Annotated in this window: 13 protein-coding genes; 8 read left to right on the plus strand and 5 right to left on the minus strand. The window is 35.2% G+C overall.

The window, feature by feature from the left end:
• Positions 1-370: 370 nt before the first annotated feature.
• The gene (gene ribH / locus SIB89_RS04255; RefSeq protein ID WP_155089706.1) at positions 371-877 is read right to left on the minus strand and encodes a 6,7-dimethyl-8-ribityllumazine synthase; all 507 of its coding nucleotides are present in this window, start codon (positions 875-877) and stop codon (positions 371-373) included.
• A 2-nt stretch (positions 878-879) separates the two neighbouring features.
• A complete protein-coding gene (locus SIB89_RS04260) occupies positions 880-1644 on the minus strand; it encodes a tetratricopeptide repeat protein (RefSeq protein WP_412561288.1) in 765 nt (254 codons plus the stop codon).
• A gap of 141 nt (positions 1645-1785) precedes the next feature.
• On the opposite strand from SIB89_RS04260, the gene recF reads away from it, so the two are divergent.
• The 8 genes from recF to SIB89_RS04300 all read left to right on the plus strand — a co-directional run bounded on the left by recF (position 1786) and on the right by SIB89_RS04300 (position 9040).
• The gene (gene recF, locus SIB89_RS04265) at positions 1786-2865 is read left to right on the plus strand and encodes a DNA replication/repair protein RecF (protein WP_412561289.1); all 1080 of its coding nucleotides are present in this window, start codon (positions 1786-1788) and stop codon (positions 2863-2865) included.
• A complete protein-coding gene (locus SIB89_RS04270) occupies positions 2862-3281 on the plus strand; it encodes a lipocalin family protein (protein ID WP_412561290.1) in 420 nt (139 codons plus the stop codon). The genes recF and SIB89_RS04270 overlap by 4 nt, the downstream gene beginning before the upstream one ends.
• 34 nt (positions 3282-3315) lie before the next feature.
• Complete coding sequence (locus SIB89_RS04275) at positions 3316-3612, plus strand: DUF721 domain-containing protein (RefSeq protein WP_155089702.1); 297 nt, start codon at positions 3316-3318, stop codon at positions 3610-3612.
• A 74-nt stretch (positions 3613-3686) separates the two neighbouring features.
• Positions 3687-4214, plus strand: a complete 528-nt coding sequence (locus SIB89_RS04280) for a CIA30 family protein (RefSeq protein ID WP_412561291.1) — start codon at positions 3687-3689, stop codon at positions 4212-4214.
• 39 nt (positions 4215-4253) lie between these two features.
• Entirely contained in the window at positions 4254-6674 is a 2421-nt protein-coding gene (locus tag SIB89_RS04285) for a penicillin acylase family protein (protein ID WP_412561292.1), read from the plus strand.
• Positions 6667-7023, plus strand: coding sequence for a hypothetical protein (locus SIB89_RS04290; protein WP_412561293.1), 357 nt, complete (start codon positions 6667-6669; stop codon positions 7021-7023). Before SIB89_RS04285 ends, SIB89_RS04290 begins: the two co-directional genes overlap by 8 nt.
• A 331-nt stretch (positions 7024-7354) precedes the next feature.
• Positions 7355-7690, plus strand: coding sequence for a hypothetical protein (locus SIB89_RS04295; RefSeq protein ID WP_412561294.1), 336 nt, complete (start codon positions 7355-7357; stop codon positions 7688-7690).
• Positions 7691-7942: 252 nt separating this feature from the next.
• On the plus strand, positions 7943-9040 hold the full coding sequence (locus tag SIB89_RS04300) for a hypothetical protein (protein ID WP_412561295.1): 1098 nt from the start codon (positions 7943-7945) through the stop codon (positions 9038-9040).
• Positions 9041-9329: 289 nt separating this feature from the next.
• Here the strand turns inward: SIB89_RS04300 and SIB89_RS04305 are convergent, their stop codons facing one another.
• The 3 genes from SIB89_RS04305 to SIB89_RS04315 all read right to left on the minus strand — a co-directional run bounded on the left by SIB89_RS04305 (position 9330) and on the right by SIB89_RS04315 (position 13483).
• The gene (locus tag SIB89_RS04305) at positions 9330-11552 is read right to left on the minus strand and encodes a TonB-dependent receptor domain-containing protein (protein ID WP_412561296.1); all 2223 of its coding nucleotides are present in this window, start codon (positions 11550-11552) and stop codon (positions 9330-9332) included.
• A 2-nt stretch (positions 11553-11554) separates the two neighbouring features.
• Positions 11555-12832, minus strand: a complete 1278-nt coding sequence (locus SIB89_RS04310) for a tetratricopeptide repeat protein (protein ID WP_412561297.1) — start codon at positions 12830-12832, stop codon at positions 11555-11557.
• 87 nt (positions 12833-12919) lie between these two features.
• Entirely contained in the window at positions 12920-13483 is a 564-nt protein-coding gene (locus SIB89_RS04315; RefSeq protein WP_155089690.1) for a DUF4331 family protein, read from the minus strand.
• Positions 13484-13497 lie beyond the last annotated feature (14 nt).

The following is a 13497-nucleotide window of genomic DNA, read 5'->3' on the forward strand; positions in this document are numbered from 1 at the left end:
GGACATAAATTAAAATAAAAAGCGCTGCCAAAATAAGAATTAAGGCTGGTAATGAGGTAAAGCGGTTACCACGTCTTCTTGTGTTACCTCTTATTTCATCCCACTTCGCTTCCAAGTCGTTTTTCGACTCTTTTTCTTTAGAATCCTGAAAACGAGGCTTATAATTAAAGCGTTTATTTTTTCTTTGATTAAACAAATTGCCTTGTAAATTAATACTTTGATTACCTCAAAAGTACTTAAAATACTAGGAAAAATAGCCTAAGGATTCCTTAAAATTATCAACAAAAAGGATGCCATGATGAAGTTGGGAAGTATAAAGTATGTAGTAAAAGTATTTCAGACTAAATCCTTACACTTTTACCATAATTAACTACTTAGTATTTTTTCTTAAGTAGGCCATTTTAATCGCTGCAATTGCCGCTTCGGTACCTTTATTACCGTGTTTTCCACCAGAACGATCAATGGATTGCTGCATATTGTTATCTGTCAATACGCAAAAAATCACGGGAATATCACCTGTAAGATTCAAGTCCTTAATGCCTTGGGTAACGCCTTCGCAAACAAAATCGAAATGTTTGGTTTCACCTTGTATAACGCAACCAATCACAATGATGGCATCTAACATACCAGAATCCGCATAGAAACTTTTAGACATTCTGGCAGCACCATAGGTCAACTCAAAAGTGCCAGGCACGTTCCAACGCACTATATTTTCTTTTACGGCACCACAGTCTAATAATGCATCGAAGGCACCTTGCCATAAGCCTTCAGTGATTTTTTCATTCCATTCTGAAACAACAATCCCAAACCGAAAGTCTTTCGCGTTTGGGATTGTGGCTTTATCGTAGTTCGATAAATTATGATTTGCAGTAGCCATGTCTATAAGCTTGCTTCTACTTTTCCTATTAAGACATCGACCTGAGTCGCTTCTGTAGAACTGCTAAATTCTGACTTAATTCTGTTAAGGTAATCTAAAGCTTTAGAGTTCTCACCTAAATCTATTGCCACACGAGCAGCTTTCAATAGATACATAGGTGTTGTAAATTCATTAATGTTAGCTTTAAAAGCTTTTTCGTAATATTCTAAAGCTTCTGGTAATTGCTCTAACTGAACAAAAGCATCACCAATGCCTCCTTTAGCAATTGGACCTAACATTTTATCATCGCTAGAAAAGTTACCTAGGTAAGTTACTGCGTTTTGATAATCCTTAAGGTTTAAATACGCCATACCAGCATAGTAATTTGCTAAGTTTGCCGCAGGTGTTCCACCGTATTGGTCAATAATATCCAACATACCATACTTACCTTCACCACCGTTTAAGGCCATTGTATAAAGTGAATCTGAAGCTACACCGTTAGTCGCTTCTTCAAAATACTTCTTAGCTTGGTACATGTCGTTCATAGCTTCTTTTTGTTGTGGCTCGGCAATAAACTTGTTATAACCCAAGTAACCCAAAACAACCAAAGCTATGGCTGCAATAACTCCAATAATATAATTTTGATTTTTTACAAACCACTCTTCGGTTTTAGAAGCACCTTCATCTAAAGTATTAAATACCTCAGCCGTTGCCGAGTTTTCCTCTGCAATTTCTTCCTTCTCCTTTTTGGTTTTTGGTTTGTAACCTCTTTTCTTATACGTAGCCATATATCTTCTCTATTAATGCGTGCGCAAAAATAAAATTTTTATTGGGATTTAAAAGCCTATTTATTTGTTATTTTTGAATAATAATTACGATTATTTCATTCTTCAAAACCTCAATAAACGCAAGGAAGTACGCCTACTTTTATGATTCTAAACTCACTATCCTTAGTCAATTACAAAAATTTTGAAAGTCAAGTTTTCAATTTCGATGCCAAAATCAATTGTTTTGTAGGTGCCAATGGTATAGGAAAAACAAATGCCTTGGACGCTATTTATCACTTAGCTTTCGGGAAAAGTTATTTTAATCCTATTGCGCTTCAGAATATAAAACATGGTACCGAATTTTTTGTTGTGGATGGTAGTTTTACCAAGAACCAACGTACCGAAAAAATCATCGTATCCCTTAAACGCGGACAAAAGAAAATTATAAAACGAAATGGTAAAGCTTATGATAAATTCAGTGACCACATTGGGTTTATTCCATTGGTTATTATTTCACCTGCCGATCGTGATTTAATTATTGAAGGTAGTGACACACGAAGAAAATTCATAGATAGTGTCATTTCACAAAGTGATAAAAACTACTTAACTGCAGTTATTGCCTATAACAAAGTGTTGTCTCAACGTAATGCGCTGTTAAAATACTTTGCGTTGAATAATACGTTTAACGCAGATACGCTTGCCATTTACAATGAGCAGCTTAACACTTATAGTAAAGAAATTTTCAAAAAGCGAGATGAATTTTTGAACGTCTTCATCCCAATTTTTAAGGAGCGTTACGAGGCCATAAGTCATAGTAAAGAAGCTATAGACTTAAAGTACAAAAGCGATTTGTTTGATGGTGAATTGATAAATTTATTAGAATCCAACCTCAACAAGGACAAAGCCTTGCAATATACCAGTGTTGGAACACATAAAGATGATTTGGTCTTTTTGATTGATGATTTCCCGATTAAGAAATTCGGTAGTCAAGGACAGCAGAAATCATTTTTAATTGCCTTAAAGTTGGCGCAATTCGATTTTATTAAACAGCAAAGTGGAGTATCACCTATCTTGTTATTGGATGATATTTTTGATAAATTAGATGAAAACCGAGTGGCACAAATCATAAGTTTGGTAGATGACGACCACTTTGGTCAGATTTTTATAAGTGATACGCATGCGGATAGAACAGAAGCTGTGGTAAAGCAGATACACCAATCTTATAAATTATTTAAGCTATGAAGAAATTAATATGGCTACTTAGTATTGTTTTATTAGGGTGTTCAGAAAATCCTGAAACCTATATACAACATCTTGAAGGCTATTGGGAAATAGAGGAAGTGACTTTAGCTGATGGCACTACAAGGGAATATACATTTAATGAAACCATTGATTATATTAGTTTGAATGACAGTTTATCTGGATTCAGAAAAAAACTAAAACCAGGTATTAATGATACGTATTTTACTTCGGATGATGCCGAGTCCCTTAAAATTAAGATTGAAAACGGTGACTTGAATTTGTATTACAGTACACCCTATGCTGAATGGGCGGAGACGGTTTTAGAGGCTTCACCTGAGCGTCTTAAGATTAAAAATGCGGATAATAATGTATATTTATACAAACGCTATACTCCTATAAAATTAGATGTTGAATAATTAAAAAGTTTACCGTTTTCACGGCAACTAAAAGATGGCAAAGCGCAACAACGATAATCAACCTATTGAAGATATTCTAAAAGAGTTTGTAAAGACTAACAATTTACAATCTGGATTGGACAAAGTCAACGTGCGCGAAGCTTGGGTCAATCTCATGGGAAATGGAGTTAACAACTACACAACTGCCATTGAGTTAAAACATGAAACGCTTTATGTGCAATTAAGTTCTAGTGTATTACGCGAAGAATTGAGCTATGGCAATGAGAAAATTGTTAAAATGCTCAATGAAGCCATTGGAAAAGATGTCATAAAAAAATTAGTGCTTCGTTAGACTAAAACGCTAAAGTTTTCAAAAATTAAAAACGAATATAAGGCGCTCATTGTATCTTTACAAAAAGGACGCTAATGAGATTCCTAGTACTTTTATTCTCTATTATTTTTCTTCAATCTATGGTTTTATTCAATTTTAAATCCGATAGCGATATCAGCAACTGGAAAATTCTTGATGATGTGGTTATGGGTGGACGTTCCAACGGAAATTTTAAATTAAACAAGGACGGTCACGGTGAATTTTACGGTACAATTTCTCTTGAAAACAATGGCGGATTTTCTTCCTTGAGATACTATTTCCCTAATACTAAAACTGAGGATTATTCACAGTTTAAAATTAAACTAAAAGGTGATGGCAAAACCTATCAGTTCAGAGTAAAGAGTAAGCAATCAGATCGTTACTCATATATATATGAATTCAATACTACTACCGACTGGCAGACTGTAACGATTCCGTTTTCAAAAATGTATGCCTCTTTTCGCGGGAATCGCTTAGATATTCCTAATTATGATGGTGTGCAAATGGAAGAAATCGCATTTTTAATTGGCAATAAAAAAGAGGAGCAATTTAAACTGCTTATCGACTCCATAATCTTAGAATAATATTTGGTATTTTTAAGTCCTAATTAATAATAGGTCTTAATGAAATACACCAAACTCCTACTCTCTTTCCTTTTAACCATTGGAATTTTTTTCGTTTTAAACACAAAATTGGGTGATATCCCTCCTTTAGGGAAATTTTTAAATCCACAATCAGGGATTTGGCAAAATGAAATTGATGAAGCCATTTCTGGTGAAGTTTCCATTCCTGGTTTGAAAGATAATGTTACAGTGCATTATGATGAACAATTAATTCCACATGTATTTGCACAAAATGAATCGGACTTATACAAAGCCCAAGGCTATTTAACGGCAAAGCATCGGTTGTGGCAGTTAGAATTTCAGACCTTTGCTGCTGCAGGACGCTTATCTGAAATCATTGGCGAAAGCGCTCTAAATTACGACCGTATGGAACGCAGACGCGGCATGGGTTACGGAGCAGACCAAGCCTTTGCCTATATGGAGCAGCACGATACAGAAACCTTAGGGTTTATCCAAGATTATGCTGATGGCGTGAATGCTTATATCGATCAATTAAGCCCTGAGAACTATCCTGTTGAATATAAATTACTCGATTACGCACCCGAAAAATGGACTCCAAAAAAAACAGCACTGCTTTTAATGTACATGACCAAAATGCTGGCTGGTGGAGATGAAGATTTGGAATACACCAATGCCTTACGTCTTTTTGGGAAAGAGAATTTTGATTTGCTGTTTCCAGATTTCTTTGATGTCAATGATCCTATAATCCCAACAGAAACCGACTGGAGTTTTATCGATGTGCCACAAACACCACATCCGAATGCAGATGTGGTTTTAGATTCTATTTCAGAAACCATTGAGAAACCCAATCCAGATAACGGAAGTAACAATTGGGCTGTGTCTGGCGAAAAGTCCGCTACTGGCAATCCAATTCTTGCCAACGACCCTCACTTAGGTCTTAATCTGCCTGCTATTTGGTTTGTAATGCAATTGAGTACACCAAACCATAATGCTATGGGAGCGACTATTCCTGGTGCTCTAGGTGTCATTTCTGGTTTTAACCAGCATATCGCTTGGGGAGAAACCAATGCCACACGAGATGTGATTGATTGGTATAAAATTGAATTCAACAAAGACCGAACCCAATACAAATACGATGGGCAGTGGAAAGACTTCACCATAAGAGTTGAAGACATTAAAATAAAGGGTAAGGAAAATTATAAAGATTCGGTGCTTTACACACATCATGGTCCTGTGGTCTATGATCAAAATTTCATGTCTGATGAAGAGTTAGTCGGCTATGCCATGAAATGGATTGGACATGAAGGAGGCAATAACCAAAAGACATTTTTAGAACTTAACAAGGCCAAAAATTATGATGACTATGTGAGTGCATTAAAATATTGGAATGCACCAGCACAGAATTTTGTTTTCGCATCGACTGAAGGTGATATTGCCTTATGGATTCAAGGGAAATTCCCAAATAAATGGGAAGGCCAGGGAAAGTTTTTGATGGATGGTAGCAATCCAGATAACGACTGGCAAGGTTACATTCCACAAGAATTTAATGCCAAGGTTAAAAACCCTGAACGCGGTTTTGTCAGTTCTGCCAACCAACATCCTGTGGACGACAACTATCCATTTTTTGTCTATAACGATGGTTACGAAACCTATCGGAACCGTGTGATCAATGATTTTTTTAAGTCCAAGGAAAAGTTTAGCGTACAGGACTTTAAGGATTTGCACAACAATAACTATAATCTTAAAGCCGCAGAATTAGTGCCATACATGCTAGAGCACATGGATACATCTTCACTTACGGCAGAAGAAAAAACCATCTACGACGAAATAAAAGCTTGGGACTTTAATAATGATATTGACGAAGTTGGCCCAAGTATCTGGAGACAATGGTATGGTAAACTTTACAACATGGTGTGGGACGAATTTGAAGTAGAAGACACAGCGCTCGAAAAACCATTTGCTTACCAAACCATTTATCTTTTAAAAAATCATGGCGAGCATGAATTTATGGACATCGTTGAAACTGACGAAAAAGAAACTGCTAAGGACTTATTTCTATTGGCCTTTAAAAAAGCGGCAGAACGTTTATTGGAAATAAAAAATGAAGAAGGAGACTATACTTGGGCCAATTATAAAGGCACTTATGCAGGCCATTTATTGCGAGGCTTGCCTGCCTTTTCACGTTTTGATATTCCAATTGGTGGCGACCGAAACATTGTAAATGCCACCTCAGAAAATCATGGACCATCTTGGCGTATGATTGTTGAGATGACCACACCACCAACTGCCATTGGTATTTATCCTGGTGGGCAATCCGGAAATCCTGGTAGTAAATACTACGATAATTTTATTGATGATTGGGCTGAGGGAAAATACCATAGTCTTAACTTTTTACAATCCAACGAAGCCACAGAAGCCATCATTGGCACTCAAACCTTAACACCAGCTCACAATGAATAAGAACATAATCAACTTTATAGCCACACTCATATTAGCATTATTATTATCTCTGTTTTTGCCTTGGTGGTCTATAATGACAGCTGCATTAGCAACCGCATTGTTTATACCATTAAAAAAAGCGGCTGTGTTTTTTGTACCGTTTTTAGCTATTCTTTTGTTTTGGGCCGTTTATAGTTTTATGTTGAGCAGTGGCAATGACTTTACTTTAGCCAAGCGCATAGCTGTTCTTTTGTCTTTAGGAGGCAACCCTTACGCGTTGATGTTAGTTACAGGTATTATAGGTGGATTGGCTGCTGGTATTGCTGCGATTTTAGGGAAGCAGTTGAGTTTGGTTTTAAGTAAAAACTAAAAAGAAAAGGTTTTATAATAACATTAATAAATCAAAACCAAACACCTATTAACCAGATAAATAGCCCGATAAATTTATATATTTGTTTGGATATAGCGAGTTGGCAGAATTTTAAACCAAACTTAATAATTGACAAGAGAATACGAAAGAGCATTAACCGAATCCGAAAAAAGAATTTTGAGGAAGCAAATTGAGGAAACTAAATCAAGTATTCCGAAAGACATTGGTTTGATTATTTTGAAAGTTATATTTCTGACAATTTTTTGCTGTGCTTTTATACTTCTTTCCAAAGATTTGGTTGATAATCATATTATCACTCCTATCGTTTTTTATGGTTTGGTTCCTATCTTATGAGATACCTGATTTAATAAGGCTACCAAAGGCTCTAAAAAGAACTGAAATGGTTATTGAGAGTGGCATTGTACGTGTCAATGAAATTAACATTGATAGATATATCAAAATCGACAACGTTGAAGATGAGGACAATCACTTTATTGTAGAATATGATGGTAAGCTGACATTGATTGGTGGGCAGGAATTTCTCGGAGTTAGAAAACTTAAAAACAAGATTGAATATATTGAAATAATGGACTCTGAAAAAACTGGAATCTATTACGACAAAATAAAAAAATCTGGCAATAGCCTTAATCCATATTATGTTTTTTAAAAAAGGTGTTTCGGATAATTTACTGGAATCTGAAATTTGGAAAAAATTGACCAATCGAAATCCATTTTCTGGAAAGTTGGAGGATTTAGATGTATTTATAAAAGAAGATAAATAAAAACTGCTGCTAACATAGGCTATAAGTAATTGCTAGTTCTCGCATACCTCTGAAAATCCTCACGGATTTTCTATTCGGACGGTATTTACTAAATTAGTTGTTGAAACAAGCCTAAAATTGTCTTTATTCTTTTAAATATGAAAAAGCCTTTATTTCTATTACTAATCATTTTGCAAGTTGGTTTAAGTAGTTGTAATAAAACTGATGAAACCGATGATACTGTAGAACCTATACAGACAGATATTTCCGTATCATCATCTGAAAGTTTAATTTCTTGGTTAAACTATAGTGATTTAATGCAAAAATTAGAAAATGCAATAAGTTATAATTATGGGAATGCCCTTGAGAATGAGACCGAAAAACAACAAAATTTTAATACGGACACCACTCAGGTCATTGCGACATTAAATTTTAAGTCAGCATTTCAGAATATTTACAATGACACTAACCCAGCGAACAACTCAGTAACAATTGATCTTGAGAAAAATGAAAGTGTTGAGCTTAGAGCAGATGGACCAGGAAATACTTATGCATTAATTACTTCAGTATTGGCACCTGGTTATAATCCTATTGAAGCACCAGACTGCAGTCATAATGCATTTGGCGAACATATTGATGAACTATTTGACAACGACTTAAATACAAATGTTTTTCGATTTTACATTCATACAACACCAGACGATGATCGCTGTATAAATTTTGACAGGCAACGTAATGAAATAAAGAGTTATGATCAATCCCCAGATAATTTATTAGGCGTAGAAAACGAAAAAGTAAATTACCAATGGAAATTTAAATTGAATGCTGGATTTCAGTCTTCACCCAAGTTTACACATCTGCATCAACTAAAATCGGTAGGAGGAGAATTGGCAAGTCACCCAATGTACACCTTAACCACAAGAAAAGGAAGTCCAGATAGGTTAGAATTACGCTATGGCGAAACAGACTCTTCAGTTATTTTAATGCAAACCGAATTAGCACCTTTTATAGATAATTGGCTCGAAGTTTCAGAAACGATAGAATATGGTACTAATGGGACTTATGCAATTGAAATAAAGAAAGTAAGTAATGGTGAGGTTTTGTTAACATATTCAAATGCTTCAATTATAAACTGGAGACCCAATGCAGATTTTGTAAGACCAAAGTGGGGCATTTACAGAAGCCTAGAACATACTGAAGACCTTAGAGATGAAGAAGTACTATTTGCAGATTTTATTATAACAGAAATTGACTAGCACTTTGTTTGATAGAAAAGATCATAAAATCCTGTGATAAAAAACAAGTAAAACTTTAACAATAGACAAACTTAAGCCTAATAGCTCATTTCGCTTAAATCCTCTAATCAAACTTTCACCAAATAAAGAACACCCACGCTTTCACGTGGGTGTTCAACTAACAAAAAAACTCAAAAAACATCATGATTTCTCATGATACCGATTAACTGTAATCAGCAGTTAATCTTCTTTGCTAGCAACCAATCAACCTAACTTAATTTGCTTCCCCACAAACTAAGTGTTGACTATCCTAAAACCTATAGCTTACCGTTCCCTTAATAAAGAAAGGTGTGCCAGGTGTAAAATGTATTTCTTCCACAGATTGCGCTTCGTTTTGTAAGCGTGACTCTGTAGCAAATTGAGTTTCGTTCCAATCCACATCAAATAGATTTTCTACAGCTAATCCTAATGTGACATTGTTTAATTGGTAATTAATATTAATGTCCGTGACAAAGTAACCTTCAGCTACAATAGAATTGTCTTCATTGGCTGGTCTGTCATCTAAATATCTAAATCGTAATCCACCAGAAAAGCCATCTAAATCGTTAACCGATAGTCCACCAGCTAAAGTAAAATCTGGTGCCAATGGAATATAGTCTTCACCATCTGGTGCGTCTATACTTCTGGCATTGGTCAGTGTTGCATCAGTATCTAAAAATAACCAATCATTAATTTGATAACGTAAACCTAAATCGATTCCGTAACGCCTTGTTTTTCCACTTGGTTCTACAATACCTGCATCACCTACATAGACAAACTCTTGTTCTAAAAACAAGTACCATAAAGCAGAGTTCACCACCAATTTTGAAAATGGTTTCCAAACAAAGCCTAAATCCGTACCATAAGAACGTGGTAAGATATCTTCACCTTCATTGGCTACCACTACTCTAGCATCGTTGGAGTGAAATCCTAAACCAGATTTTAAGTACAACTGTAAGTTGTCTTTAGCATCGTAGTAGAAATTCAATTTTGGACTTAAAATCGTTTTATTTTCCGATTGTGTCTCGTAGTTGGTCTGCAATTGATCGTTGTATAGAAACTTAAAATAATCCAAGCGTAAGGCTGGTGCTATTTTAAACTTCCCGAAATCAAATTCAGCATTTACAAAAGCATCTATATTGGTTTGGTTGATGTCTCCAAGTTGTATGTTTTCTAATGTTTCAGTTCTGTTTAAGGTTCTCGACAATTCTACATCATCAACAATATCGTGTCTCACACCTAAACCAGTAGTTAAATTAAATTCAGTACTGCCTAAAAACGTTGTGTAATTTAAAGCGGAGTTTGCACCAAAAATGTTTCGGTCTTCCTTTTGTCTAATTTGATCACCATTCACTGGATCTTCCAAGAAAAAGGTAAAGTTAGAATACAGTTCAAATGCATAGTGCGAGTAAAAGGCGTTGGCACTCAACTTTGTGCTTTCAGAAATGTACTTATCAAAAGTTACATTTAAATTTGTTCGCTGTGTTTCACCACCTTCGGTATCATCAATAGCTCCAAAACGTGTAATGTTTCCATTATCGACTTCGCGCTGTGGAATCTGACCAGAAGCATCCCAACGGCTTGTAAAATGCGATGCCGTTAAGGTCAACTTATCGTTCTCTGGCGAATACATCACATATTTACCGAAGAGATTTAAACGATTAAAATTCTGTGGAGATTCAAATGGTCCGTCCGTAGCAATGTATTCCATAGCTACGTAGGCATTTTTGTTCTTTACATTTTCCATAAGGTCGAACAATCCAACAGTACGCAACGTATTAAACTGACCGGCTGAAAATGAAATACTACTTTCCTTTAAGTAATCCTTAGTTTTAAAGTTAACATAACCAGCAGTATTAAAATCGCCTTCTGAAGCATAGTAAGCCCCTTTACCGAAATCAATTTTATTAACTGTTTCTGGGATAACGAAGTGCAAATCACTATAGCCTTGTCCATGTGCATGAGAAACCATATTCACAGGCATTCCGTCTACTGAGATGGAAACATCTGTACCATGATCTACATCAAAACCACGAAGAAAAATCTGTTCGGCCTTACCTCCACCAGCATGCTGACCGATGAATAAACCTGGTACTTTTCTAAGCACTTCTTGAGATGAATTAACAGGAGTAATATTCAAGTCTAACCTTGAAATTGTACTCACCGTATTTAATTCTTCTCGTATTACCATTTCATCTAATTGAAATATTTTTTCCTCTAGTATAATCTTTACCTCTTCCGTGGATTCAACTTTAACGACTTTAGTTTTATAGCCTAAAAGTCCTATCCTTAAGGAATCACCTACTTTAGTTTCCGCTATCACAAACACACCATTTTCTGAGGTATGTGCGTGACTTTGAGAATTTTGATTATATACGTAAGCCGCCTCTAATGGCTGATTGAGCTCATTTAAAACCAAGCCCTTAACATTTTGGGCTTGTACTATAACTGAAAAACAACCAAATAATAGCAGCGCTAAAATTTGTTTCTTCATAATTATAGTTGTTTGATTTTTGGTGCCATTGTAGGTCCAAGTTCATAGAGACTGGCAACCAACTCACTTTTTAATTCCTTTACTTTTTCTGTTTTGCCTACAGCTTTATAGATTTCGGCAATGTGGTATAACACACCAGGCTCATAAGTTTGGCCTTCGACATATTCTTCAACAATGGCGTTGGCTTTTTCTACATCACCTTTTTTGAAATAGCTCCAAGCCAGTAAATCATAAGATTGTGGTGTTGGTCTATTTTCCACTTCTTTTTTAGCAATAGCTAAGGCATCCTCTGGCAATAGCATATCTTCAGCGTATAGCGTAACATTATATTTATTGTACATATCACCGTACATTTCATTTCTTACAGCTTCTTTATAATTATTGATAGCTTCAGATTTTAACTCACTGTCATTCATAAAGTCAGCTATTTCCGCTTTCAGCAAATCATAATCTGGTGCGTGATAGTACGTTGAAATATGATCTAATATTTTTAACGCTTCATCCGGATTATTTTCATGTGAATATAAAATCCATGCAATTCCTTTTTTGGCGTAAGCATCGTTAGGATCTAACTCTAGTGCTTTTAGGTAATGGTAATACGATTTTTTAATCTCACCTGCATGACCATAAAAATCAGCAAGATTAGTATAAGACCATTGTTTAATATCTTTAAGGTTTGAAGCTTCTGCAATAGCAGCAGCTTTTTCCATTTGTTCTATGGCACCATCTAAATTGCCTTTATGGTCTTCCCATTTGGCCAATCTAATGAGGTAGTCGAAATCAGATTTGTTCTTTATCTCTTCGAGATAAGATTCCGCATGCATATAGTTACCAAGTTCTAAATGCACATCAAATAGCATTTTCTTGGTACTATTTAATTTTTCGCCATTCTCTTTTGCCTTTTCTAGCAGTTCTAAAGCTTCTTTAAAACGGTGCTGAGAAATGTAATTTGAAGCTAAGGCTCTATATTGCGATGCATATATGCCGTTTGTTTGCTCTATACTTTTAATAAGGTCTTTTTCTGCTTTAATCAGATAATCTATATTACCTGTAGCATTAAATATCTGTGTGTATTCTCCGGCACGCTTCACTAAGTATGGAAACTCATCCGGATTTGATTTTAACTTATCTGTCCAGAATTGTGCATTGGACATTAATTTTTCATTATCTATAGTAGTTGACAGGTATGCTTTGTATTCTTCAGACTCAGTAACTTTATTAGAATTACAACTGAACGTCATTACTATTAAAATAAAGGGAAGTATTCTTTTTAGTATCATGATTATTGAATTTTTGAGTTTTGATTTAATATTAAAAAAATTCTGAAGTAGAAATTTTGTCCTACTTCAGAATTTCTATTTAGTATCTTACCAAGGAGATGCTAGGTAAGGGAACGATGATAAAAATGCTTTATCATTAGCGTCAACATTATCGTCTGATAATCCTGGGTTTTCAGTGAAATCTTCACCACCAAAGATTAACAATAGCTCTACTGTTATAACGTCATCAGCTAAAGCTCTACCCGTTAAAACATTAGTTCCATCAAAAAACGTTGTTGTACCGTCTAAAGAAACATTTAAAACATCAGTGGCTAATAAACCTGTAAATGCAGCTGCATCTAATCCTAATGCATTTTGGTCACCTGGATTTGCGTAAGCTGGACTTAATCCGGTTAAATTAGCTTCAAACATTGCTTGAAATGAAGCATTTTGTTGTGATGGCACAGTAGTGTTAAAAGCATCTTTCATACCACTCGATACGAATACTGTATTAACAGCTGGTCTTGCCATTTGATCTTGTTGAACATAAGTCCCTGAGAAATCAGGTTCTGATGGAGGATTCATGTTACTATCGTCATCATTATTACAATTGTAAGCTGTCATTGACACTAAAATTGCAATAGCGAATAATTTTATTTTATTGAATTTCATAATTTTTAAATTTT

Origin of the sequence: Winogradskyella sp. MIT101101 (genome assembly GCF_047126865.1) — a bacterium.
Lineage (GTDB): Bacteria > Bacteroidota > Bacteroidia > Flavobacteriales > Flavobacteriaceae > Winogradskyella > Winogradskyella ouciana.